Raw genomic sequence first — 24,770 nt, 5'->3', positions numbered from 1 at the left:
ACATAGTTATCCTTAACTTTTGTTTTTCTAGTTTTGATTACAATTCATAATGAACATCAAAAAAGGAACACCGAAGTGTTCCTGTTCTTTTTAAAGGGAATTTTTAAAATCTTCAATGACTTTTCTGACAGATTGCCATTCATTTCCTAAATCGAGTTGTGAACCAATCTGAATGTGTGGAATTTTGCCACGCATACGTTCTAAACGTTCTTGGTTGGGTAAGGGTAAATTTTCAATACCTATCAATGCAGTGCATGCAGATTCACGATCATTACAAACCAAGCCCATATCGCAACCTGCAGCTAAAGCAGCACGGATACGTGCATCGGCATGACCCGCAACACAAGCTGCTTGCATACTCAAATCATCTGAAAATAACACACCATCAAATTTCAATTCTTGGCGCAGTATTTTTTGAATCCAATATGGTGAAAAACCCGCTGGATTTGGATCGACTTTTTCATAAATCACATGTGCTGGCATGAGTGCATTCAGTTGAGCCTGCAATTGGATAAAGCTTTGCATGTCATTGTTATAAATTTCTTGATATTCACGGTGATCAATGGCTGCTGCAATATGTGAATCGGCTTTGACTGAGCCATGACCTGGAAAATGCTTGCCTGTGGTCGCCATACCCGCACGTTGCATACCTGCCATAAAAGCACTTGCAAGTGGCACAATATCTTGCACATTTTTTGCAAAAGCACGATCACCAATGACATCACTAATTGCATTGATATCTAAAACAGGAGCAAAACTAAAATCAATACCAACTGCAAGCACTTCGGTAGCCATTAACCAGCCACACTTTTCAGCCAAATCTAAAGCTTTTTCAGGTTGCGTTAAGTAAAGCTCACCAAAATGTCCCATTGCTGGAAGAAGTGTAAAACCTGTTCTGAGCCTTTGTACACGACCACCTTCTTGATCTACAGCGATCAGAATATCAGGGCGAATTTGGCGCATATGATCAGTTAATGCACGGACTTGTGCAGGTGATTCTATATTTCTTGAAAATAAAATCATGCCGCCGACTTGCGGAGCTTGTAATAGTTCAATATCTTCTTGAGTAAGTTTTGTGCCTGCTATATCAAGCATCAATGCGCCGATCATAAGAATCCGTGGTTGTATTTATCGAAACTTAGAAACAATACCCGATTTCTGCAATGATTTGCTACATTTAGTCTGCACAGATTATGATAAAACTACACAACATAAACAGATAAAGTCGTTTAAGATTTTGAAACTGTTGAGTTCAGATTGAAAAACGATATAGAAATTGGAAAACCCAAGGAAAAATTAAGAATTTATGAAACTTCAAACTCTCGCTTGCGCTATAGCTCTGGCAACTGGTGGTTTATTTTTTTCGCATACCATCAATCAGGCAATGGCTGAAACCAATGCTACAAATGTTTCTCAGTCAATTCATCCTACGCAAGAGCAGGCTTTGGTTACGCGACAGCTCGCCACGTTGATTGATCGTCAACATTATTTAAATATGCGTTTAGATGCCAATACATCAAATCGTATTTTGGAAATGTATATCGATAGTCTTGATCCTGAGCACACGTTATTTTTAGCTTCCGAAGTTGAAAACTATAAGAAAAAATATGGTCCAACATTAGGTGCGGCCCTAAAAGCAGGGAATTTGTCTGCGCCTTATGAAATTCATGCGCAATATCGTGCTCGGTTAAAAGAGTTTTATGAGTTTGAATTGGCTGAGCTTAAGAAAACACAAAACCTTCATCAGCCAAATGAATTTATTGACACCGATCGTGAAAAAGCAGCATTCTTTAAAAATAAAGAAGAACTTGAACACTATTGGCGTAAGATGTTGGTTTCACAGTTAATCAACTTGACCATTGCCAAACAAGAAGATCAGGCTAAACAAAAAGCCTTAAAAGATGATCCCTCTTTAGCGAATGGGCAAGACCTTGCTTCATCTGAAGATTTAACTCCAGTTCAAACCTTGACCAAGCGTTATACTCGTCAATTAGAGCGAATTGGCCGAACCAAAAGTGATGATGTGTTAGAACGTATTTTAAATGCAATGACACTGACTTATGACCCACACAGCAACTATTTCCCACCAGTAGATGCAATGGAGTTGAATCGCCAAACGACCTTACAACTGGAAGGCATCGGGGTTTCTATTCGCCCTGAACGTGGTAATGAAGATTATACCAAGATTGAAACTATTGTGGATGGTGGGCCTGCAAGTAAAACAGGGCAGGTCAAATCAGGTGACCGCATCATCGGTGTTGCTCAGGATGGTGAAAAAATGGTCGATGTGATCGGTTGGCCAAGTTCAGAAATTGTGGGATTAATTCGTGGTAAGCGTGGCACTAAAGTTTCAGTCAAACTTTTAGCGGCTGGTGCATCGATGAATCAGGCGAGAGTCGTCACCATTACCCGTGATGTGATTCAGGAAGAAGATGCAGGTGTGCGCTCACGCACGGTGGATGTAACACGTAATGGTGTGAAGCATAAATTCGGTGTATTGGAAATTCCGTCATTCTATTTAAACTATCGCGCTCGTCGTGCAGGCACTGAATATCGTTCAGTTGCAGAAGATACCAATAATGCTTTGAAATCACTGGCTTCTCAAAATGTTGAAGGCATTATCATTGATTTGCGTAATAACCCAGGCGGTTCTTTAGAAGAAGTTGCCAAAATGATTGGACAAGTGATCAAAGAAGGGCCAGTTGTTCAAATTCGCGATGGTAATGGAAATGTAAGCGTGTTTGAAGACACGGATGGTGGCGCTCAAACTTATGCAGGACCATTGGCCGTGTTGGTTAATTTAGCATCTGCATCTGCGAGTGAAATTTACTCAGCTGCATTACAAGATTATGATCGTGCGATTGTGCTGGGAAGTACCACAACTGGTAAGGGAACGGCACAGGTTCAATTGGACAGTTTGGCTTATGGTCAGGCAACTTTAACGCAGCGTAAGTTTTATCGAGTGACGGGTGGAAGTACTCAGAATAAGGGGGTAATTCCAGACATTAAGTTGGTCGATATTTATGATGAAGAGTTTGGCGAACGCAAAGCTAAAAATGCTTTGAAATGGGATACCATTCCAACTGCACCATTTAAGCGTGAAGGTTCAATTCAGCCTTATGTGGCACAATTGGGCGAAAAATCAAAACTACGTGTTGCTGTAGATCCGCAATTTCAGTACTTAGAAACACGTAAAGCGATTGCACAGCAAGCGAAAGATCAAAAAAAGACATCTTTGGATATCGATTTACGTAAAGCTGAGTTAAATGCGCTTGAAGCGAAAACATTAGCCGCAGAAAATAAACGCCGTACAGAAACAGGTTTGAAACCTTACTCAAATTGGGAAAGTTATCAGGCGAGTTTAGATGCACTGGCAGAATCGAGAGCAAAAATGAAGGCAAATCAACGTCCAGCATTGGCCGAAGAAGAAACTTTTGTGACTGAAGCTGCCAATGTTTTAATGGATATGGCAAGTCTAAAAAGCAAATAACTAAATAGAGTATTTAGGCAAATTAAAAAGCATATTTAATATATGCTTTTTTCTCTTTTGCTATAAAAAATAACTTGACGTTCAATAGGATAGTGATATTTTAAGGAGAACTAATGATATTTAAAAAAGGTGAACCTGATCGCAGTTATGCGTCGTATTTCTAGGGGCTTCTTATAACAAAAAAATAGATTGATTACGGGAAGAAATATTGTATGAGTTATATGAGTTATGATAGTAACCTCGTAATAGGTTCTGTATCTGCTGCAGCAATCATTTGTTACGTGGCTATTTCATTGGAACAACTCATATTTAAGCAACATGCCGCACATATTAAAAAAATAATGCTATGTATTTGCGGAATGATCTTTGGTTTTGCTGTTTGGGCAATGCATTTTATTGGTATGCTTGCTTGTCATTTGCCTGAAGGCTATTCGTTTGATCTTAGTTTAACCATTATTTCCTATATTATTGCTGCAATCGCTTCTACATTTGCGGTTTGGCTGACTACGCGTGATACCTTACCTATTTTACGTCTGATTTTAGGCGCGATGTTAATGGGTTTAGGCGTTTCAGGAATGCACTATGTCGGTATGATGGGCTTAAATATTCCTGATCAAATACTTTATTATAATATTCCATTGGTGGTATTTTCTGTACTGATTGCAATTAGTGGCTCAGGGCTCTCTTTTTGGCTCGCTTTTAAATATAAAAATACATTCCATCACAAGACATTATATAAAGTTGCGGTTGCATTTATGATCGCTTTTACAATATCTGGCATGCATTATACTGGCATGGCTGCTGCGATATTATATCCAGTGGGAGATATGCTTCATGCGACACATTATGGTCAGGAGCGACAAGATGTCCTATTGTTCACAATCATTTTTGTGACGAGTTTAGTTTTAGTCTCTGCATTTAGTGTTGCAATTTTAGAAAAAAGATTGGAAGAACGTAATTTACAACTACTACAAGCCAATAAAGAACTGGAAAGTTTGGCACTACAAGATAATCTAACCAAATTACCCAATCGTCTATTTCTCGTTGAATATACAGATGCTCTATTTTTACAGAGCAAAGAAAGAAAATCTAAAATTGCTTTGATCTATATAGATTTAGATCGTTTTAAGTCGGTAAATGATGCATTTGGACACCATGTTGGTGATGAGTTGTTGGTTAAATTAGCCCAGCGTTTGTACCCATTATTAGAAGAAGGACAAAAGCTGATTCGGATTGGTGGTGATGAATTTATTCTGATCGCAGAAAAAGTAAATAGAGCAAAAACCGAACAAATTGCAGATTTAATCCTACAAAAAATCCAAGACAGTTTTCAAATTTCAGGCAAGGAAATTAATATATCCGCAAGTATTGGAGTTGTTTTTTTCCCTGATAATGGAAAAAGCTTGCAAGATTTGTTGATCAATGCTGATTCAGCAATGATGCAATCAAAAGAGCAAGGACGAAATACATTTAGTGTGTATAGTAATTCTTCGGATCAACAGCTTTTAAGTAGAAGCCAATCTAAACTGATCAATGATCTTTATAAAGCCGTTGAAGATCAACAATTTATATTATTCTATCAACCTAAGTTTACTTCAAATTATCAGATTTGTGGCGTTGAAGCTTTGATTCGGTGGAAGCATCCTACACTAGGGCTACTTGCACCAGGTATGTTTATCGATGGTGCAGAGCAGACTGGGTTAATCATTCGAATGGGGTATTGGGCGCTGGAACAAGCTTGTATGCAAATGAGAGAATGGGAGGAGAAGCAATATGCTTTTGGCCCGATTGCAGTCAATCTTTCCGCTGTGCAGTTTGAACATAAACACTTGATCGAGTCTCTAGAAAAACTGATTAACAAATATAATGTTAAACGTGGTAATTTAATTATTGAAATAACAGAATCTACTGCGATGCATCATATTTCAAGTAGTATTCAAACTTTTGAAAAATTAAGAAATTTAGGTATTAAACTGGCTATTGATGATTTTGGAACTGGGCATTCGAGCTTTTTATATTTAAAAGATTTACCTGTCGATGAATTGAAAATAGATCGTGAATTTATTCGTAATTTAAGTGTGGGTTCAAAAGAAGAAATTATTTTGGAAAGTATTATTCAACTGGCTATTCGTTTAGGGCTTATTGTGACAGCTGAAGGTGTGGAAACTGAGCAGCAAGCTGAGATTTTAAAACGTTTAGGCTGTCAGCAGTTACAAGGTTATTTGCTTGGAATGCCTTTGCCTGTCGATCGTTTGGAATCATGTTACCCTGTATTTGCTTGATATGAATTGATGCGTTGAATGGTTTTAAGTTATCTGATTCGTGTTGTAAATGATTTTAGATGCAATCCTTAGTTTTAACTGATACCGATCAGGATAGCGGTCATGCTACCGCTCAAGCTGACATACATGCTTATCAAGGAATGAATGATCAAGTACAACGGTTAATTTCAGCAATCAAGCAAGAAGACTATACTTTGGCTGAATTAATTCAATTGGTAGGGGGTAACCCATCGATCTACATTCCAAAAAATTACTTAAATCCTGCGATAGAAGCAAATTTGATTGAACGGACTATTTCAGATAAACCGAAAAGCCCGAAGCAGCGCTATAGCTTGAAAAGCTAAAAACCTTTTAAACATGAAAATAAGGTATTTACCAATGTGAACACTCGGCACTGTAGTTAAAACTACTTTCAAGATTACAGCGTAGCATGACGTAATTCTGCTACAATATTGCCAATTTTAGATTTGGGTCAGTTTTGATCCTTATAACTGCGTGTTCGCAGTAGGTATTTTGCATGAGCTTTCAAAATGAATTAGCGACTCAAGTCGCTCAGCGACGTACGTTCGCCATCATTTCCCACCCAGATGCGGGTAAAACCACAATGACAGAAAAACTGTTACTTTGGGGTAAAGCAATTCAGATTGCGGGAATGGTAAAAAGCCGTAAGTCAGATCGAGCAGCCACATCTGACTGGATGGAAATGGAAAAAGAACGTGGTATTTCGATTACCACATCTGTAATGCAATTCCCTTATAAAAATCACGTGATCAATTTACTTGATACACCAGGGCATGAAGACTTCTCAGAAGATACTTATCGTACATTAACTGCGGTTGACTCAGCATTGATGGTGATTGATGGTGCAAAAGGTGTCGAAGAACGTACCATTAAATTGATGGAAGTGTGTCGTATGCGTGACACCCCCATCATTTCATTCGTCAACAAAATGGACCGTGAAATTCGCGAACCATTAGAACTGCTCGATGAAATTGAAAATGTATTGAAAATCAAATGTGTTCCATTAACATGGCCAATGGGTACTGGACGAGATTTTGCAGGGGTATATAACCTGTTAGAAAATAAGTTCTATGTCTATAAGGCAGGTTTTGGTTCAACCATTACCGATATCGAAATTCGTGAGGGCTATGATTATCCTGATTTACGAGACCGTGTCGGTGAGTTAGCGTTTGCCGCATTTGAAGAGTCTTTAGAGCTTGTCCAAATGGCGAATGATCCTTTAGACCATGCTGAGTTTTTAGCAGGGCGCCAAACCCCAGTTTTGTTCGGTACAGCTTTGGGTAACTTTGCTGTAGATCATGTGTTAAATACATTTATTCAATGGGCGCCAGAACCTAAAGCGCATCCAACAGAAGAACGTGCAGTAGAAGCTACAGAAGAGGGTTTTAGTGGCTTTGTCTTTAAAATTCAAGCCAATATGGATCCAAAGCACCGTGACCGTATTGCCTTTATGCGTATTTGCTCAGGCAAATATGAAAAAGGTATGAAAATGAATCATGTGCGTATCGGTAAAGATGTACGTATCAGTGATGCATTGACTTTCCTTGCGGGCGAGCGTGAACAGCTTGAAGAAGCATGGCCAGGCGATATTATTGGTTTACACAACCATGGTACGATCCAAATTGGTGATACGTTCACAGCGGGTGAAAATCTTCACTTTACTGGGATTCCGCACTTTGCTCCTGAGATGTTCCGCCGTGTTCGTCTGAAAGATCCTTTGAAATCCAAACAGCTTCAAAAAGGTTTAAAAGAACTTTCAGAAGAAGGTGCAACTCAGGTGTTTATGCCACAAATCAACAATGACTTAATTGTTGGTGCGGTAGGTGTGTTGCAGTTTGATGTTGTTGCATATCGTTTGAAAGAAGAATACAAAGTGGACTGTATTTACGAACCTGTAAATATCAATACAGTACGTTGGGTATCTTGTGATGACGAGAAAAAATTCAACGAGTTTAAGAAAAAAGCCCATGATCAACTTTCAGTTGATGGTGGTGGTCATTTAACTTATCTTGCACCGAGTCGTGTCAATCTACAATTGATGCAAGAACGTTATCCTGATATTCAATTCCGTGCGACAAGAGAGCACTAAGTTTGAATAAACACATTTAAAAATGTAAAAACAGCTTCCTTGTGAAGCTGTTTTTGTATCAGAATACTAGGCTTCTGAGGTTGGGACCCGTGTCATGCAATTTACAAAAAAAATAACATCAATACTTTGTCTAAGCACACTGCTTTTGGTGGCGTGTGATTCAAAAAAAGATCAAAATGATTCTGTGACTCAGCAAGCTCATACGCAACAAGATGCAGCAGAAGTATTACCTTATTTAAATATTCAGGAAAGTAAAGCTGACTATGCACTGCCATTTTGTGAAAAGAAAAATTGTATTGAAATCGATATTCAAACCATTAAAACCCAAGATGAATGGTTAAATCAGTGGATTGCAAATAATCAATCACATGTGATTCAGGCACAGATTGATTTGAAGCAAAATATGACGTTACAACAAGCGATTAATGCTTTTGTGAAAAAGTCGGATGTTTGGCAAGCGGAGTTTCCAAAAAATAAAGCTTTTGAATTGCATATGCAAACACGCATGGCTTCACAGCGGAATCAATATGTTTTACTGCAAATTTCTATCAATACAGTGCAAGCCGATATCAGCATTAAAGAGCGTCAATATTTCTTTGTTGGGGATCGCAAGTTAAAAAAAGCCTTGAGCATTCTCGAGGTGATTCAGCCTAAGCAACAAAATGTATTGAATAGTTGGGTACAAGCTAAATATCAAGAATGGTTAGATAAACAAGATGTTGATGTGAAAAAACAAGCACCGAAAAAACTATATTGGGGACAAGCAGATTGGTTCTTTGATGGTGAAGGTGTCGGTTTACATTATCGTGCCAGTGAGATCGTTAAAGAGGGTACGCAGCTTGATATTTATTTGAGTAAAGAGCAAACCCAACAAATTTTAAAAGCAGATGTTTATCAACAGATGTTTTAAATAATGCTTTGGCGTAAGGTTCATTGAGCCTTTTCAATAATGTTCTAATTCAATACAAATTTGGATTGAGCATTTGTATTGAGAGGAATAGGCTATTGAATATACATATTTTTAAATCTCAGATAGGTCTGTGAGATGTTGAATCAAAAGAATACTTTGGCATTATCGATATTGGTCGTTATTTTGGGGTTAACTGGATGCCAAAAGCCTGATCCTAAAAAGACGGAACCTGTAGAGCAAACTGCTGCATCGCAAGTTGTTGATACATCAATGCTTTTGCAAGGTGATACGGAAAAACTCAAACTGAGTTTGCCTGAGTGCGGTGGAAACAGTTGTCCTGAATTTTCTGTAGATCGCTTACACAGCAATCAACCTTTTGTTGATGAAATTCTTGATCAAGCTATTTTAAAAAATTTGGATCATATTTTAGATATTGCTCAATTAAACAAAACTAAAAAAGAACAAGATCAGAATCAATCTTCTGCAAGTGAAATACAGGAAAATGCCAGTAAAACACCTGCGCAACAAATGCAAGATCGAGTACAACCTTATGTCAATTCATTCCTTGAATTGCAGAAAGAATTACAAAATTTAGGTGCAAGTGGTCAAATGAGTTTAACGATTAGTCCGAAAATTTTAAATGCAGATTTGCCATTAGCAACTGTGGTATTAAACAGCAGCAGTTATTTAGGGGGAGCGCATGGTTCTTCCGCACAAACTTATTTTAATTTTGATTTAAAAACCAAACAGCAAGTTGCATTGGATCAAATTATACAGAGCAATCAGAAAGGTAAATTAACACAATTGGCACATGATGCATTTAAGGTGTGGGTCATTGATTCTAAACTGGCTGAAAATGTAGCAGAGTATGAACAAGCTTGGAAATTCAAATTAACGGACAACTTCTATCTAGGTAAACAAGGCTTGATCTTGCAATATGGTGAATATGATATTGGGCCTTATGTGGTTGGATTACCTCGCTTAACCATTCCTTATGATCAGTTAAAAGGGGTGTTAAAACCACAATATTTCCCAGCAGAAATGCAAGTGGATCAACCTGCTACTTCGTCTGTTGCGACTCATCCAAAAGTGAAATCATAATGACCTTGTCTTTGTTTGATACGCATACACATTTCGATGTTCCCGATTTTGATTCAGATCGGGAAACTTTAGCGTATCAAGCGAAGGCTGTAGGTGTTGAACGCTTGATTTTAATTGGTTTTTTACATGAGCGTTTTCATGATTTAGTTGATACACATCATTATCTAAATCAATTGGTGAATGCACCGAAAAGTTATCTTGCCCCTGGTCTGCATCCATTTTATATCGAACAACATCAACTTGAATATTTAGATGATTTGGAAAAAATGCTTAAAACACATGATTGTGTTGCAGTGGGTGAGATTGGTTTAGATACTTTTTTAAAGCAGCATAAGCAAACTGAAGTTTTTCAAAAGCAAAAGGATTTTTTTGCTGCACAAATTGAGTTAGCACAACAATTTGATAAACCGATTCTTTTACATATTCGCAAAGCCCATGCAGATGTTTTGGCAATGTTGAAACAGCATCAATTCAATAATGGTGGAATTGCGCACGCCTTTAGTGGCGGCGTTGAAGAGGCAAAAGCTTTCATTAAATTAGGATTTAAAATTGGCGTAACAGGGCAAATCACCAATCCAAATGCAAAAAAGCTACAGCGTGTGGTTCAAGAGATTGGTGCAGAACATGTGGTTATTGAAACGGATTGTCCAGATATGACGCCCTTATGCTGTCAAACCTCAAGTGAACATCACACACGTAATACACCAGTCAATTTACCTTATGTGTTGGAAGGCTTAGCAAAGACATTATTGCTTCCACAACAGCAACTTGCGCAACAATTGTGGCAAAACTCTTTGCATGCTTTGGCTCTATCAGATTGAATGAGCATAAGTCTGAAAAATAACTAATTCATAACACGATTAGCCAAAATTTGGCTTACATTAGAAGAATAGTGTTGTACTTAAGTTCAACCTGAAGAATAAAAGTTCGAATGGAAATCATGCTCAGCCGGAGGATTCACCTATGGCAACGTATAGTCATATCAATAGTTTCAAGGCTTTAAAAGATCTAAAGGTCGCTTCAAAAGACTATCAAATTTTCAGTTTAGAAAAAGTTCAATCGACATTAGGTGATCTATCTAAGCTCCCCAAATCACTGAAAGTATTATTAGAGAATTTACTTAGATTTGAAGATGATATTACGGTGAACAAGGCACATGTTGAAGCCATTGTGAATTGGCAGAAAACACGAACGTCTGATCAAGAAATCCAATACAGACCTGCACGAGTGCTGATGCAGGATTTTACAGGGGTTCCTGCTGTGGTTGATTTGGCTGCCATGCGTGCTGCGATGCAAGATGCAGGAAAAGATCCTAATCTGATCAACCCGTTATCACCTGTGGATTTAGTGATTGACCATTCTGTAATGGTTGATTATTTCGGTAATAAAAATGCTTTTTCAGAGAATGTTGAAATTGAAATGCAGCGTAATGGTGAGCGTTATCAATTTCTACGTTGGGGACAATCTGCATTTAATAATTTTAGTGTTGTACCGCCAGGGACTGGGATTTGTCATCAGGTCAATCTTGAATATTTAGCCCAAGTGGTTTGGTCAAGTGAAGATGATGGCGAGACTTTTGCATATCCCGATACCTTAGTGGGTACAGATTCTCATACCACGATGATCAATGGTTTAGGTGTGCTAGGTTGGGGGGTAGGTGGGATTGAAGCTGAAGCAGCCATGCTTGGACAGCCGATTTCGATGCTGATTCCAGAAGTGATTGGCTTTAAACTGACTGGAAAATTACCCAAAGGAATCACCGCAACAGATCTTGTTTTAACCATTACCCAAATGTTGCGTCAGAAAGGCGTTGTCGGAAAATTTGTTGAATTTTATGGTGATGGTTTAGCGGATTTACCACTTGCAGACCGTGCCACCATTGCCAATATGGCACCTGAATATGGTGCAACATGTGGTTTCTTTCCGATTGATGACGTGACCCTAGGGTATTTAAAATTAACAGGGCGTGATGCAGAGCGTATCGCATTGGTCGAAGCTTATTGCAAAGCTCAAGGTCTATGGCGTCATGCTGGGGATGAACCGATTTTTACCGATACATTATCTTTAGATATGGGGACGGTTGAAGCCAGTGTTGCAGGTCCTAAACGACCTCAAGATCGTGTGAAATTATCAGATATCCCGCAAACATTCCAAAAACTGATTGAGCTGGATATTAAGCCTGCCAAAATTGATCAAGAACGTTTAATCAATGAAGGCGGCGCAGGGACAGCCGTTGATGCAAAACAATCCACCGTGCAAGCCGAGCATCCTCATTGCGTGATTAATGGTAAAAGCTATCCTTTAGTCCATGGTGATATTGTGATTTCAGCGATCACGTCATGCACCAATACCTCAAATCCAAGTGTGATGCTAGCTGCAGGCTTATTGGCTAAAAAAGCGGTTGAGCGTGGTTTGCAACGAAAACCTTGGGTAAAAAGTTCACTGGCTCCTGGGTCTAAAGTTGTAACAGACTATCTCAAAGCCTCAGGTTTAATGAGCTATTTAGATCAACTTGGATATAACTTGGTGGGTTATGGTTGTACCACCTGTATTGGTAATTCAGGGCCACTGCCTAAGCCAATTGAAGATGCAATTCAATGTTATGACTTAAATGTTGCATCTGTACTGTCTGGGAATCGTAACTTTGAAGGGCGAGTACATCCTCTAGTTAAAACCAATTGGTTGGCTTCACCGCCTTTGGTGGTTGCTTTTGGATTATTGGGTACGATTCGGAATGATATTACTGTTGAACCTTTAGGTGTCGATCACAACGGGCAGAATGTTTATCTAAAAGATATTTGGCCGACCCAAGCTGAAATTGAAGAAGTACTGCAAAAAGTCAATACAGCTATGTTTCATAAAGAATATGCGGCTGTTTTTGAAGGTGATGAGCAATGGAAAGCCATTCAAATTCCAGACAGTCAAACCTATGAATGGAATGTTCATTCCACATATATCCGACACCCACCATTTTTCGACGCAATCAATCAGCCGATTAAAGCACTTCATAATATTGAACATGCGAGAATTCTCGCTGTGTTAGGGGATTCAGTGACCACGGATCATATTTCGCCAGCGGGGAATATTAAAAAGGATAGCCCAGCAGGACGATACCTAGAGGCACAAGGTGTAGCCCCGACTGATTTTAATTCTTACGGTTCACGCCGTGGGAATCATGAAGTGATGATGCGGGGAACATTTGCCAATATTCGTATTAAAAATGAAATGTTAGGTGGAGCTGAAGGTGGAAATACGCTTTATGTTCCGACAGGTGAACAACTGGCCATTTATGATGCTGCTATGAAATATCAACATGATGGTACACCGCTGGTCATCATTGCTGGAAAGGAATACGGCACAGGCTCATCACGAGACTGGGCGGCTAAAGGAACCAATTTATTGGGTATTAAAGCGGTGATTGCAGAAAGTTTTGAACGTATTCATCGTTCCAATTTGGTGGGAATGGGCGTTTTACCTTTGCAATTTGTCGAAGGTCAAACTCGCAAAAGCTTACAACTGACAGGGCATGAGCAACTTTCTATTGTCGGAATTTCAGATGCTATTCAACCCCATCAAATACTAGAGATTGAGGTTAAACGTGCTGATGGTCGCCTAGATCACTTTCAAGTGTTATGTCGTATCGATACTTTGAATGAAGTTGAATACTTTAAAGCAGGTGGAATTTTGCATTATGTCTTGCGTCATTTGATTGCTTCTTGATGCAAGTTTACTCAATGTTTCAGTTCTCCAAGCCCTGCTTTGTTGCAGGTTTTTTTGTTGATCTTAAACAAGACACCTTTTGGATAAATGAGTAAAATAGCGGAATATACTTTTGAATTGATGTGGAACATGACCGAACTTCTCCAAGATGATGAATATGACCGCCGTTTTGCAGGTGTAGCCAAGATTTATGGGGATGATGCATTCAATCACTATGAAAAAAGTCATGTGATGGTGATTGGAATTGGAGGGGTCGGTTCTTGGGCTGTAGAAGCTTTGGCACGTACAGGTGTCGGAGAGTTAACATTGGTTGATATGGATTCAATTGCAGCCTCGAATATTAATCGACAATTGCCTGCTATGACGTCTACTTTAGGTCAGGAAAAGATTGAAGTGATGGCAGAGCGTTGCCGTTCGATTAACCCACGAATCAAAATAAATTTAATTGAAGATTATTTAACACCTGAAAATATAAAAGAAATTTTAGAAAATGTTCCAGACCTAATTTTAGACTGTATTGATGATGTCAAAGCAAAATTGGCACTGATGTTACATTGTCGTTTTAATAAAATTCCACTGATTGTTTCAGGTGGAGCAGGTGGAAAATTAGATCCACTTAAAATACGGGTTGCGGATTTATCAAAGACCGAACAAGATCCGATGCTGGCAAAGTTACGTGCACAGCTACGCTCGAAAGGGATTTGTAAAAAACCAAAAGAGAAGTTTGGCATTACTTGTGTTTATTCGATCGATAATCCATTTTCGAGTGCAGATGTCTGTGCAAGCGCAGGGTTACGCTGTGGGGGGTATGGTTCTGCTGTAGTCGTTACATCAAGTTTTGCCATGATTGCGGTGGCGGAAGTGTTGAAAAAATTAGAGGTCATTCACACAAAACCTTAAACAGACTTTTATATGTGTTTCATGTTTATTAAAAATTTTAAGAATTCTTAATTTTAATAAGCGTACCTCTATCTTGGTCTAAAATTATGCTATGTTAATGATAGTTAATTCTATTGAGAATGAATATCTTAACAACTAGAAAAAGTAGAAATAGCAGTACAAATAACCATGAATAGAGGTCGATATGAGAAGCATTAAACCCATTAGATTCCTTCTTTTGGCATTGGCAACTACCATTACTCATGCAGAGAGTAGTGACTATGAAAAAGAATTGAGAGCTGCACATCACGGTTATTTAACTGAATCTAGCGTGGATAGTGCAATGGTTTTACCACTTCCACCTGTTGAGGGCTCTGTGACCCAAGCCAATGATGAGTTTGTCAATAAAAATGCTTTAATGCTGTATGGTTCTGATCGATGGAAACAGGCAGGTTATGACAGTAATTTATTTTTCCCGAGTGCAGCGAAAGCTTTTTCTTGTTCAGCCAATATTAACATTAGCCAAGAAAAGACCCCAACCATTTATAAAATATTAGAGACTTCTTTGGTTGATTTAGGCTTGTCTACATATACGGCAAAAAATAAATATCAACGTGCACGTCCTTTTATAACTAATGGTCAGAATATTTGTACAATTTCAGCTGCAGATCGTGAAAAATATGGCATTACTTATACCGAAGATAAAGAGAAATTATCTTCCGATGGCTCTTATCCTTCAGGGCACTCAGCCGTTGGTTGGGGTTGGGCATTGATTATGAGTGAAATCGCGCCACAACGTGCCAATCATATTTTCTTACGGGGGCGAGCATTTGCAGAAAGCCGATTGGTGTGTAATGTACATTGGCAAAGTGACATTATTGAAGGCAAAAATATGGCTGCTATGACTGTGGCACAACTGCATACGCAAAAACAGTTTTTAGCAGACTTAGCAAAAGCACAAAAAGAATATCAGGCCGCGCAACGTAAAGGTGATGTGCCAGATCCAGCCTCTTGCGCTTTTGAGCAAAAAGCATTATCAACTACTGTAAGTTCAGTGTTATAAATTGATCAGATTTAAATGATAAAAGTCCAATTTGAGATTGAGCATTTATCATTTAGGTTAAGTCGTTAAGATTGAACTTGATGTTTAATTAGATAATCTTCAGTTCGTTTCATTGCTTCTTTGATGTTGAGAATAGCATTTTCAACATCAGCAAAAGTCTTGGCATTGCCACCGCTTAAAGCCTGACGCCATTTTCGAGCACCTGGAAGGTTTTGAAATAAACCCAAAATATGACGAGTGATAATCGATAATGGCGCACCTTCTTGCATACGTTGAGCAATGTACGGCAACATTTGATCGATAATTTCAAAACGATCAGGTAGATCCAAGTTCCATAATTGACCAATTTCAGCCAAAAGATAGGGATTATGATAGGCTTCACGGCCAATCATGACTCCATCGACATGTTGTAGATGGTATTGTGTTTCTGCAAAAGTTTTAATTCCACCATTAATTTCGATAAGTAGATTTGGACGCTCTTGTTTTAAACGATAAACATCTTCATAACGTAGTGGTGGGACGTCACGATTTTCTTTTGGGGAAAGTCCCTGAAGTAGTGCAATTCGGGCATGCACAATAAAGTTATGACAACCTGTTTTTGCCACGGTATCTACAAAATGTAGCATTTCTTCATAAGATTGCATGTCATCAATACCAATACGGTGTTTGACAGTGACTGGAATATCTACTGCATTTTGCATTTCGGCAATACATTCAGCGACAAGATCAGGTTCAGCCATGAGACATGCACCGATTTTATTGTTTTGTACACGGTCACTTGGACAGCCCACATTTAAATTAACTTCATCATAGCCCCAGTCTTGTGCCATTTTGCTACAGGTGGCGAGGTCTTTGGGATTTGAGCCACCCAGTTGTAACACGATAGGGTGTTCTTCATGGTTATAATCAAGATGTCGATTTGCACCACCAAACAAAATAGCACCTGTAGTGACCATTTCTGTATAAAGAATGATATTGGGATTAAATAAGCGCGCAAAGAAACGGTAATCTTTTGTCGTCCAATCCATCATCGGCGCTACGCTGATTCTGAAATCTTTAGTATTTTCAAGAGTGTCTGATTTAATCATTAAAAATCATCCATTTATGTTGATGTTGATACTAAATTATTTGCAACCATTCACGCCTAATTCGCACCGTTTCGATTAGAATTTACGCCATTTTTACGCCATAATGGCGTAAATTTTTCTATGGCGTAAATTTTGTGGGTACTATAGCACAACGAAAACTCAAGGATGGAACAATCCGTTATCGTGCGGAGATCAGAATCAATAAAAAAGGATTTCCTGCATTTAAAGAAAGCCAGACATTTTCTACAAAGCGATTAGCTAGTTTGTGGATTGGTAAACGTGAAGCAGAAATTGATGAAAATCCAGAGATTCTGTTTGGTCAGGAAAACTTGGTAGATTTGACCTTAGATGATGCGATTACCAAATATTTGGCAGAGGTTGGCGACCAATATGGGCGTACTAAAACATATTCGCTTAAATTGATTCAGAAGTTACCTATTGCTCAGAATATGGTTACAGAAATAGGTTCAACCCATATTTCCAGCCATGTGTCGCTACGGAAAAAGGGAATTGATAAGCTGAATTTACAGCCAATAGCCACCAGCACATTACAGCATGAGTTATTGCACATCAGGGGAGTATTAAGCCATGCTTCAATCATGTGGAATTTAAAAGTAGATTTACCAACATTTGATAAAACTACTGCTCAATTGAGAAAGACTCGCCAAATATCATCTAGTCAAAAAAGAGATAGACTACCTACTTTTGATGAGCTTGAAAGCCTTACAAAGTATTTTTTCAGAAAATGGAATCACTCATCTTACAGTTACCCTATGCACTTAATCATGTGGTTTGCGATTTTCTCTTGTAGGCGGGAAGCGGAAATTACACGGATGCAACTGGATGACTATGATGAAACGAATAAATTATGGAAGATTCGGGATTTAAAAAATCCGAATGGCTCTAAAGGAAACCATAAAGAGTTTAGTGTTCATGATGATTGTCAGCAAATGATTGATTTATTGCTTGATGGAGATGTTCGTCATCGGATGTTAAAACGAGGCTATGATGAAAACCTGCTAGTGCCATTAAGCCCGAAGACTATGGGAAGTGAATTTAGAAAGGCTTGTAAGCTGTTAGGAATAGATGACTTACATTTTCATGATTTACGTCATGAAGGTTGTACACGTTTGGCAGAAAGAGGAAGGACTATTCCACAAATCCAGCAAGTGAGTCTGCATGATTCGTGGAGTAGTCTTGAGCGGTATGTATCTGTAAAGGTCAGAAAAAATATTATGGGAGTTGAACAGGTTTTAAAACTGTTCAATTAAGGTTGTCAAAATCATCCCGTTGATCTTTATATTTTTCCTCAAGCACAAAAGCCAAATCAATAATATCAACAAAGTATGGTGCTTTCTGGCTTGTATCGAGCTTAAAACAGAAAAAAGGAAATTCTCCGTTCCGAACTTTTTCAAGTCGCTTGGCTTTACTGAGGTGTGGATAATAGATATCACAGACTTGGTCGAGTGTTGGTGTAGCAGTTCTAAACTGCATAAATAAGTAGTCTGAAGTCTTAATAGTTGCATTTTTCATAACTGATCCCTTTAAACGTATTAAATTGTGTATTTATCAATCTATTAGGGCGGTTTTTTTTGTTCCGTCCTAAGGCGTACTTGATGTTTGTTATTGTAAAAAAGGTGGGAAATCAGCGACAATAACTTTTGAAATTGAATCTACTTTTGTATTGACAATGAAAATTAATTCTGAAACAAGAAGAGCTGTATTAAATGTCTTGGACTACTTGTACTACCATGATTTTGTGTTTTCGTTAAACTTTACGCAAGATAGAGAAATACAGTATTGGCTTATTTTATCAGCAGTTGATGATATAAATTTAGCACAAGGCTATGATGGGGAAAAAGCAGCATTATATAAGCACTTCCTTTTATGTGGTTTTGAAATACAGGGGAGTATGCTTTGTGACGTAAATAACTTTGGATTACTTAAGAACGCCAATAAACTTTTTGAAAAAGTATTATGTCAAGTTGTAGATTGCGGATTCTTGGAAGTTGATTTTTTGAAGGATTTAGGCTTTTTAATAGACAAATTTAAAAATATAAATAAATATTTTACCTGTAAGCTAGTTGGATTTTGTCTTTACTATGAGTATAATGCTATGTCTATGGGGGTGTTAATATGTTTGTTAAGTAAAGATATTCTAAAAATAAAAAAATATAGAGGTGTATTTTCTGAAAAATTAATATCATCAAATAAGAATGGTTTAAATAATGGTGATGCTGAAAAAGAGATTGAAAAACAATCTTTGGATATATTTTTTAGAGCAATGTTATTTATTGAATTTGAAATAATTAAAAATCAAATTTATATAAAAGATAAAATGAGTTTAATGGATTTTGGTTTTAATTTTAAAAAGGATGTAAAAGAGATGGAGGATGATATTTTATTTGCAACCTTACTAACAAAATTAAAATCTTTAATTGATGTAAGTTATAAAAGTATATCGAAACAAAATTTTGATTTTGAAAAAGATTTTTTTGATTATATTTTTAATGTAGTTGGTAGGTTAGGTCATCAAAAAATATTTTTTGATGATCTTAAAGGATGTGTTGGATTTATAAGTGCATTATATATAGACTATGCTTTGGAATACTCAGAAAGTGATGCAATACATCAAGAACCCGAAAATGAAAATATATATGATGTGGCTAAAAATACTTATGCTGATACTGCACGTTTAATAATGAAAAGATATGGGTTTGAATTCAAGACATCAAGAACCATTTATAGTTATTATCAAAATAATGAATCAGTATGCAACTGGTTTCGAGATTGTTTAAATAGTAGAAATACATTAATATATCCTAATTATTCTATATATTCATTTTATAAAAAAAAGGGGGCTACTTCCCCTTTTTTAATTTATTTTTAGATTAATATAGTGAGTCACCAGAATTAGGGTCTGCACACTCTTTAACGTAATGCTCATTAATTAAATTTTCAATAATTTTTTCATGAGTCAACTTCCTCTTTGAAGCTAGGCTCTCTAGAGCAATTAACGTATTTTTTTGTAAAACATAATGGTGAGCCTTTTTACCTTTATTTTTTTGACGATACTTTTTCTGATACCAAGCATTTGATAGCTTTTCTTTTAAAGCTGCATAGATATCTTTATTCTCATCAAATAATTTGTCAAAGATAATATTTACAGTAGTTCGATATTCCTCATTCGTTATAGGTGTATAGACTTTGCTATCATACTTATCATTATCATCCATATAGTTTTTTGCCCATATATAGAAATCAATCGTATCATTTTTTTGAAAGTGAATAGGATGGCTATTTATAATTCCACTAAATCTATCCTCAATTCTATTTAAATCTGTCGTACGTTGACTATAAATTGGATGGCAATAAATAATAAATAGAAATTTATAAAAAGGATTATTTATTTTGTTAATAATATTGTCTTCATACCTAAATTGTACATTGTAGTAATTTAGTGCAAAAGCTAGAAGTCTTGGGTTTGATTGATACTTTAATATATCTTTACCACGGTTTGGTAATTGAAAATTAAGATCTTCTACCTCTCCTGTGAAGTCATCTATATATTTCTGATCTTGAGTAGAGTAGTAATTTAATATTGTTTTTCTAATCTCATTAAGTTCTTTGGAGGAATTTATTATTTGATTAAAATTGCGCATTAATTTTTTATCTAATTCTCTATTAAAACCATAAAAAATATTAAACTCCTTATCCATTTCCATTAGGAATAATGCTGGAACAAGGTCTTCATCTTTCAGTTGTTTGATTACTGAATTTAGTTTGTAAATATATTTAGGCTCGGTCATTTATTCATCTCTTTACGAAAAACTTACTCTTAAATTTTAGATTTATTCGCTAGAGCTTCAAGTAAATTTTCCGTCTTATTCCCTACATTTTCCCATTATTTTCCCAAATGTTTTTTGTAGGTGGTATTGTGCGTGGGGCTATCTGGACAAGTAGGGGGTATCTTTACTTGAATCAAACTTTGATGTGATTCATTGAGCAATGTAATTATCTTGCTTAGATCTCAATTTATTGTACAAGAAATACCTCACAAGCGTCAGATAATTCAATCTTCAAGATAATCCTTATTTTTTATAATTATAATGTATTTATTTTATTTTTTTCATGTGTGGTAAGGTTTTTAAAGTGGTTTCCTATCTTTTTTTAATGGTAATTCATGGTTTTTAATGTGGGTTATTAATATTATTAATTAATACATATTTCTTGATTCTAGTAATGTGGATTATAAAATTGACAAAAACTTGCCTATTATATGGTCTTAATTATTGTAAAGGGTGATCTAGTGGGTGTTAGTGAATCAGATTTATTGATGGGGGTTGAGGATTTTGTTCTTGATACTTGCAAATATAAAAAACAAACTAGAGGTTTTTTTAATAAGTTAACCAGATTATTAATTGATTTCGATAAGATCTATAATCCTGATTATAACTATTTTGGGTGTATTGAAGCATTTATCGAATTGCGCTATGAGATGAATGATTATCTTGGTTGTGAAGATGAGTTGGAGCATCAATTAAAAAAACTATCATTTGATTATATTCAATGTCGATTTGATAATTATGTCAAAAAACATAAGCGTAAGCTCAGAGATCATCGGTATAGTGAGGGTGAAAATACCAAGCAATTAATTGAACGTATGCAAGCTGTGTCTAAACGTTATGCTCGAATTTTAGTGGTAAGACTAGACCTGATGTATAAGAGAGAATATCGTCATTTGATCGGTATTGAGGATTTTGATCATGATATGCGGACGTTAAGACAGTATATCCATAATCAGGATAGAATCTTTGATGGGCTGATTGAGTATGCTTGGGCTTTAGAGCAGGGTGCGGACAAGGGGTATCACTGCCATCTACTTTTGGTTTATAAAGGACATGAGCATAATAGCGGCTATGGGATTGCAAAGCGTGTAAATGAGATATGGCAGAAAATTACTGTTCAACAGGGATATTATTTTAATTGCCATTCGGTTGCATATTTACGCCAGTTTGAGAAAAAAGGTACGCTAGGTATTGGTATGATTAAAACTAAAGATGTTCAACAAGTTGAGAATATGTTGACCACACTTAAATATCTTGTACGACCAGAAAAAGAAGAACAGTATTTAAGGGTTAAGGTCTGTAGGAAAATGAGGACGTTTGGTTGATCCTAAAAAATCATAGATATACATCATTAACATGAAGATTGAATGTTTTCTTTTTCCCTACATTCAAAAACATAGGCTTATCCATCGATAAGCCTTTTTTCATTTAATGAGGTATATCTTATGAATATTACATGTCCATATTGTTATTCAGAAAATATCAGTCGTGCAACCACACAGCAGTCTAGTAATAACGGTTTTTCTTCGATGGCAGGTGCAGGTATTGGGGCAAGCATTGCTAAAAGTTTGCCTACACCTTTTTCACCGTTATTGAGTGGATTGGCTGGTGCTGTTGTTGGTGGCTTGATTGATAGTTTTATTCAACCCTCACAACCACAGCGACCAACGGGCTATTTCCATTGCAACAATTGTCAGCACAATTTCAACTAGGGACAGGGGAAATCATCATGGCACATCAACTTGAACAAATGGCGTATGTCGGTGAAACCCCTTGGCATGGTCTAGGTAATCAGCTTACTCCAGATCAGCCAATTGAAGTTTGGGCGAAGCAAGCAGGTATGGACTGGCGCATTGAATCCTCCAATGTCAGCTATATGGCTCAGAATGAGAAAGGTCAGAGTATTATTATGCCTTTTGAAGAGCAACGAGTTTTGTATCGTTCTGATACCCATGCACCGTTATCTGTTGTTAGCCAACGCTTTCAAGAAGTGCAACCAAGTTCTATTTTGGAGTTTTATCGAGACCTCACTGAACAATCAGGTTTTGAACTTGAGACAGCAGGTGTACTCAAAGGCGGTAAGAAGTTCTGGGCATTGGCTAAGACTGGGCAGACCGCAGCCTTAAAAGGCAAGGATGTCAGTAATGGCTATATTCTATTAGCAACGGCTTGTGATGGAACACTTGCTACAACTGCACAATTCACTTCAATTCGAGTGGTCTGTAATAACACTTTGGCGATTGCGCTAAAAGGGCAGAATAGTGCAGGCATTGTTAAAGTCCCACACAGCACTCGTTTCGATGCAGAAAAAGTAAAGCAGCAATTGGGTGTTTCAGTTCGTACATGGGATGAGCATATGTACGAGATGAAGCAACTCAGTCAACGGAAGGTAACACAGCAAGAAGCCGCAGCTTACTTCGATGCGGTGTTTAACAATACCAATCTAAGCATTGCTGAACAGGATGAAAGCATCATTCAGTTCTATCGTAATGTTGCAATACCTAACCAAATAAATTCATCTCGATCAGACAGTAAAACTGAGCCGAATGGACGAGCAATGTCAAAAGTCATGACGATGTTCAATGGACAAGGGCGTGGGGCAGAACTCAGTTCAGCCAAAGATACAGCTTACGGTTTACTTTGTGCCATTACAGAGTTCTGTGACCATGAACGACGAGCGATGAGTATCGACCATCGATTGGATTCGGCTTGGTTTGGTATGGGGGCAGCCATTAAACAACGAGGAGTAGAGCAAGCGTTAAGAATGGTGGCTTAAATTCAACATACATAGGGGCTCATTTATTAAATGAATAGCCTAAGCTGAACCTTTCCTGAATCAATTTTAATAAGTCGTTTTTCCTTTTGCCGCACCTCCCCCAGGTGCGGCTTTTTTTATGCCCAAATTTTTAATTTTTTACAGATATGGAGAATATGATGAATCCAAATACTCAAACCTCATCAAGTCATGCAATCGCTCATTTGGCTTTAAACCTAAATCCACCCCAAACCGCTTTGACTTCTAGATCACAGCCAAATTCAGCTAAACGTTTGGCTAAAACCAAAGGTATGAGTCGTGAGCAATGGTTACAAGTAAGAAAACAAGGCATTGGAAGTAGTGATGCCGCAGCAGCTTGTGGTTTAAATCCACATATGTCGATGTTGGAACTATGGATGGTTAAAACAGGTCGAATGCAAGCGCCTCCAGATCAACCTTTTAAGAACCATTATTCACCTTTGTATTGGGGGAACAAGTTAGAACCGCTGATTGCAGATTACTATCAACAGCGTACTGGTAATAAGGTTCGTCGGGTCAATGCAGTTTTACAACATCCAGATGAAGACAAAGCTTTTATGTTAGCCAATCTGGATTATGCAGTCGTAGGCAGTGATGAAGTACAACTTCTAGAATGTAAATCAGTTGGAGAGTGGGGAACCAAGCATTGGCGAGAAGGTGTGCCTATGTATGTGCTCATTCAAGTACAGCATCAATTGGCTGTTACAGGTAAACAAGCAGCTCATATCTGTGTCTTAATCTGTGGACATGAAGCCAAGATATATAAAGTTGAACGCAATGAAATTGTGATCAATCGTCTGATTGCTTCAGAAAAAATCTTCTGGTCTTGTGTAGAAAACGATATACCACCTCATGTCGATGCTAGTGAATCCGCAGCAAAAGCTTTGCAACTCTTATACCCGCAGCATATACCTTTACAAACTGTGGATTTATCTACTTTGTCAGGAGTAGATCAACTTTTTACTGATCTACTGAATGAGGAGAAGCATCTAGCACATCATCAAACCAAATATGACTATCTCAAGCATCGTATTCAGATATTAATGAAGGATGCTGAAAAAGCCATATTTAGTCAGGGCAGTGTGACATGGAAGAAATCGAAGGATAGTGTGGTGTTAGACCAGAAAGCATTACTCCAAGCACAGCCCGAATTATTAGATCAGTATCCTCAAACCCGTATTGGTAGTCGCAGATTTAATATTCATTCAAGTTCTTAACCAACTCTAGCCCTCCTCCTTAAACCTAAAAAATGCGCAAAGCCGCCCCACTTGCCCTCCCTCCAAATAACAGAGAAAGGGCGTTGGAGAAGCTTTGCGTAAATCTTTGATGCACTCAATCTCTTGTGACCGATGAATATAGAGGTGATTGATCAGGCTGAACGGGAATAGGTGAAGAGGTAGTGCTTTACAGTAAATATCGTGACTTCGTAAATATTTAACAAAATAAGGAATCATCACCATGATTAAAGGTTTAGCAATCACACCA

The 24,770-nt window shown here is 37.5% G+C and carries 20 protein-coding genes and 1 pseudogene; 16 read left to right on the top strand and 5 right to left on the bottom strand.

From position 1 onward, the window contains the following. Positions 1 to 90: 90 nt before the first annotated feature. Positions 91 to 1,110, bottom strand: a complete 1,020-nt coding sequence (nagZ, locus tag D7V20_RS11215) for a beta-N-acetylhexosaminidase (RefSeq protein ID WP_120384376.1) — start codon at positions 1,108 to 1,110, stop codon at positions 91 to 93. A gap of 196 nt (positions 1,111 to 1,306) precedes the next feature. On the opposite strand from nagZ, the gene D7V20_RS11210 reads away from it, so the two are divergent. From D7V20_RS11210 to D7V20_RS11165, 10 genes and pseudogenes are all read left to right on the top strand, one after another. Continuing rightward, positions 1,307 to 3,490, top strand: a complete 2,184-nt coding sequence (locus D7V20_RS11210) for a carboxy terminal-processing peptidase (protein WP_120384375.1) — start codon at positions 1,307 to 1,309, stop codon at positions 3,488 to 3,490. A gap of 212 nt (positions 3,491 to 3,702) precedes the next feature. Then, positions 3,703 to 5,772, top strand: a complete 2,070-nt coding sequence (locus D7V20_RS11205; protein WP_120384374.1) for a bifunctional diguanylate cyclase/phosphodiesterase — start codon at positions 3,703 to 3,705, stop codon at positions 5,770 to 5,772. A 49-nt stretch (positions 5,773 to 5,821) separates the two neighbouring features. Further along, positions 5,822 to 6,116: pseudogene (locus D7V20_RS11200) on the top strand (Fic family protein); the annotation flags it as partial. Between the two features lie 173 nt (positions 6,117 to 6,289). Next, complete coding sequence (locus D7V20_RS11195; protein ID WP_120384373.1) at positions 6,290 to 7,882, top strand: peptide chain release factor 3; 1,593 nt, start codon at positions 6,290 to 6,292, stop codon at positions 7,880 to 7,882. 94 nt (positions 7,883 to 7,976) lie between these two features. Further along, on the top strand, positions 7,977 to 8,792 hold the full coding sequence (locus D7V20_RS11190; RefSeq protein WP_120384372.1) for a hypothetical protein: 816 nt from the start codon (positions 7,977 to 7,979) through the stop codon (positions 8,790 to 8,792). A 135-nt stretch (positions 8,793 to 8,927) separates the two neighbouring features. Further along, a complete protein-coding gene (locus D7V20_RS11185; RefSeq protein ID WP_120384371.1) occupies positions 8,928 to 9,893 on the top strand; it encodes an RsiV family protein in 966 nt (321 codons plus the stop codon). Then, complete coding sequence (locus D7V20_RS11180) at positions 9,893 to 10,714, top strand: TatD family hydrolase (RefSeq protein ID WP_120384370.1); 822 nt, start codon at positions 9,893 to 9,895, stop codon at positions 10,712 to 10,714. The genes D7V20_RS11185 and D7V20_RS11180 overlap by 1 nt, the downstream gene beginning before the upstream one ends. A 142-nt stretch (positions 10,715 to 10,856) precedes the next feature. Further along, positions 10,857 to 13,613: an aconitate hydratase AcnA gene (gene acnA, locus D7V20_RS11175; RefSeq protein ID WP_120384369.1), complete on the top strand. Its 2,757-nt coding sequence runs from the start codon at positions 10,857 to 10,859 to the stop codon at positions 13,611 to 13,613. 129 nt (positions 13,614 to 13,742) lie between these two features. Next, positions 13,743 to 14,513: a tRNA threonylcarbamoyladenosine dehydratase gene (locus tag D7V20_RS11170; protein ID WP_120384368.1), complete on the top strand. Its 771-nt coding sequence runs from the start codon at positions 13,743 to 13,745 to the stop codon at positions 14,511 to 14,513. 184 nt (positions 14,514 to 14,697) lie between these two features. Then, the gene (locus tag D7V20_RS11165; RefSeq protein WP_120384367.1) at positions 14,698 to 15,555 is read left to right on the top strand and encodes an acid phosphatase; all 858 of its coding nucleotides are present in this window, start codon (positions 14,698 to 14,700) and stop codon (positions 15,553 to 15,555) included. Positions 15,556 to 15,620: 65 nt separating this feature from the next. On the opposite strand, the gene dusA is transcribed toward D7V20_RS11165, so the two are convergent. Beyond that, positions 15,621 to 16,643, bottom strand: a complete 1,023-nt coding sequence (gene dusA, locus D7V20_RS11160) for a tRNA dihydrouridine(20/20a) synthase DusA (RefSeq protein WP_120384366.1) — start codon at positions 16,641 to 16,643, stop codon at positions 15,621 to 15,623. A 134-nt stretch (positions 16,644 to 16,777) separates the two neighbouring features. Here dusA and D7V20_RS11155 point away from each other — a divergent pair, with 134 nt between their 5' ends. After that, entirely contained in the window at positions 16,778 to 17,914 is a 1,137-nt protein-coding gene (locus tag D7V20_RS11155) for a tyrosine-type recombinase/integrase (protein WP_120384365.1), read from the top strand. On the opposite strand, the gene D7V20_RS11150 is transcribed toward D7V20_RS11155, so the two are convergent. Beyond that, positions 17,907 to 18,176 carry a pyocin activator PrtN family protein gene (locus tag D7V20_RS11150; RefSeq protein ID WP_112987389.1) on the bottom strand — a complete coding sequence of 90 codons (270 nt, stop codon included), beginning with the start codon at positions 18,174 to 18,176 and terminating at the stop codon, positions 17,907 to 17,909. The genes D7V20_RS11155 and D7V20_RS11150 overlap by 8 nt on opposite strands. Positions 18,177 to 18,333: 157 nt before the next feature. On the opposite strand from D7V20_RS11150, the gene D7V20_RS11145 reads away from it, so the two are divergent. Further along, complete coding sequence (locus tag D7V20_RS11145) at positions 18,334 to 19,533, top strand: hypothetical protein (RefSeq protein ID WP_120384364.1); 1,200 nt, start codon at positions 18,334 to 18,336, stop codon at positions 19,531 to 19,533. A gap of 1 nt (position 19,534) precedes the next feature. Here D7V20_RS11145 and D7V20_RS11140 read toward each other — a convergent pair whose 3' ends face one another. Beyond that, the gene (locus tag D7V20_RS11140) at positions 19,535 to 20,452 is read right to left on the bottom strand and encodes a hypothetical protein (protein WP_120384363.1); all 918 of its coding nucleotides are present in this window, start codon (positions 20,450 to 20,452) and stop codon (positions 19,535 to 19,537) included. Positions 20,453 to 20,952: 500 nt separating this feature from the next. On the opposite strand from D7V20_RS11140, the gene D7V20_RS11135 reads away from it, so the two are divergent. The 4 genes from D7V20_RS11135 (at position 20,953) to D7V20_RS11120 (ending at position 24,502) form a co-directional block, all read left to right on the top strand. Beyond that, the gene (locus tag D7V20_RS11135) at positions 20,953 to 21,816 is read left to right on the top strand and encodes a YagK/YfjJ domain-containing protein (RefSeq protein WP_234856459.1); all 864 of its coding nucleotides are present in this window, start codon (positions 20,953 to 20,955) and stop codon (positions 21,814 to 21,816) included. Between the two features lie 120 nt (positions 21,817 to 21,936). Further along, entirely contained in the window at positions 21,937 to 22,203 is a 267-nt protein-coding gene (locus tag D7V20_RS11130; RefSeq protein ID WP_120384361.1) for a hypothetical protein, read from the top strand. 17 nt (positions 22,204 to 22,220) lie between these two features. After that, positions 22,221 to 23,267 (top strand): DUF932 domain-containing protein, encoded by a 1,047-nt coding sequence (locus D7V20_RS11125; protein WP_120384360.1) that lies wholly within the window; start codon positions 22,221 to 22,223, stop codon positions 23,265 to 23,267. A 158-nt stretch (positions 23,268 to 23,425) separates the two neighbouring features. After that, entirely contained in the window at positions 23,426 to 24,502 is a 1,077-nt protein-coding gene (locus D7V20_RS11120; RefSeq protein ID WP_120384359.1) for a YqaJ viral recombinase family nuclease, read from the top strand. A gap of 6 nt (positions 24,503 to 24,508) precedes the next feature. On the opposite strand, the gene D7V20_RS20000 is transcribed toward D7V20_RS11120, so the two are convergent. Continuing rightward, positions 24,509 to 24,770 (bottom strand): hypothetical protein (locus D7V20_RS20000; protein WP_213072511.1); only part of this gene is annotated, 262 nt, incomplete at its 5' end.

Source organism: Acinetobacter rongchengensis (genome assembly GCF_003611475.1).
Classification (GTDB): domain Bacteria; phylum Pseudomonadota; class Gammaproteobacteria; order Pseudomonadales; family Moraxellaceae; genus Acinetobacter; species Acinetobacter rongchengensis.
The sequence above is the reverse complement of the archived record's forward strand: the minus strand, read 5'-3'. Positions and strand labels throughout refer to the sequence as shown.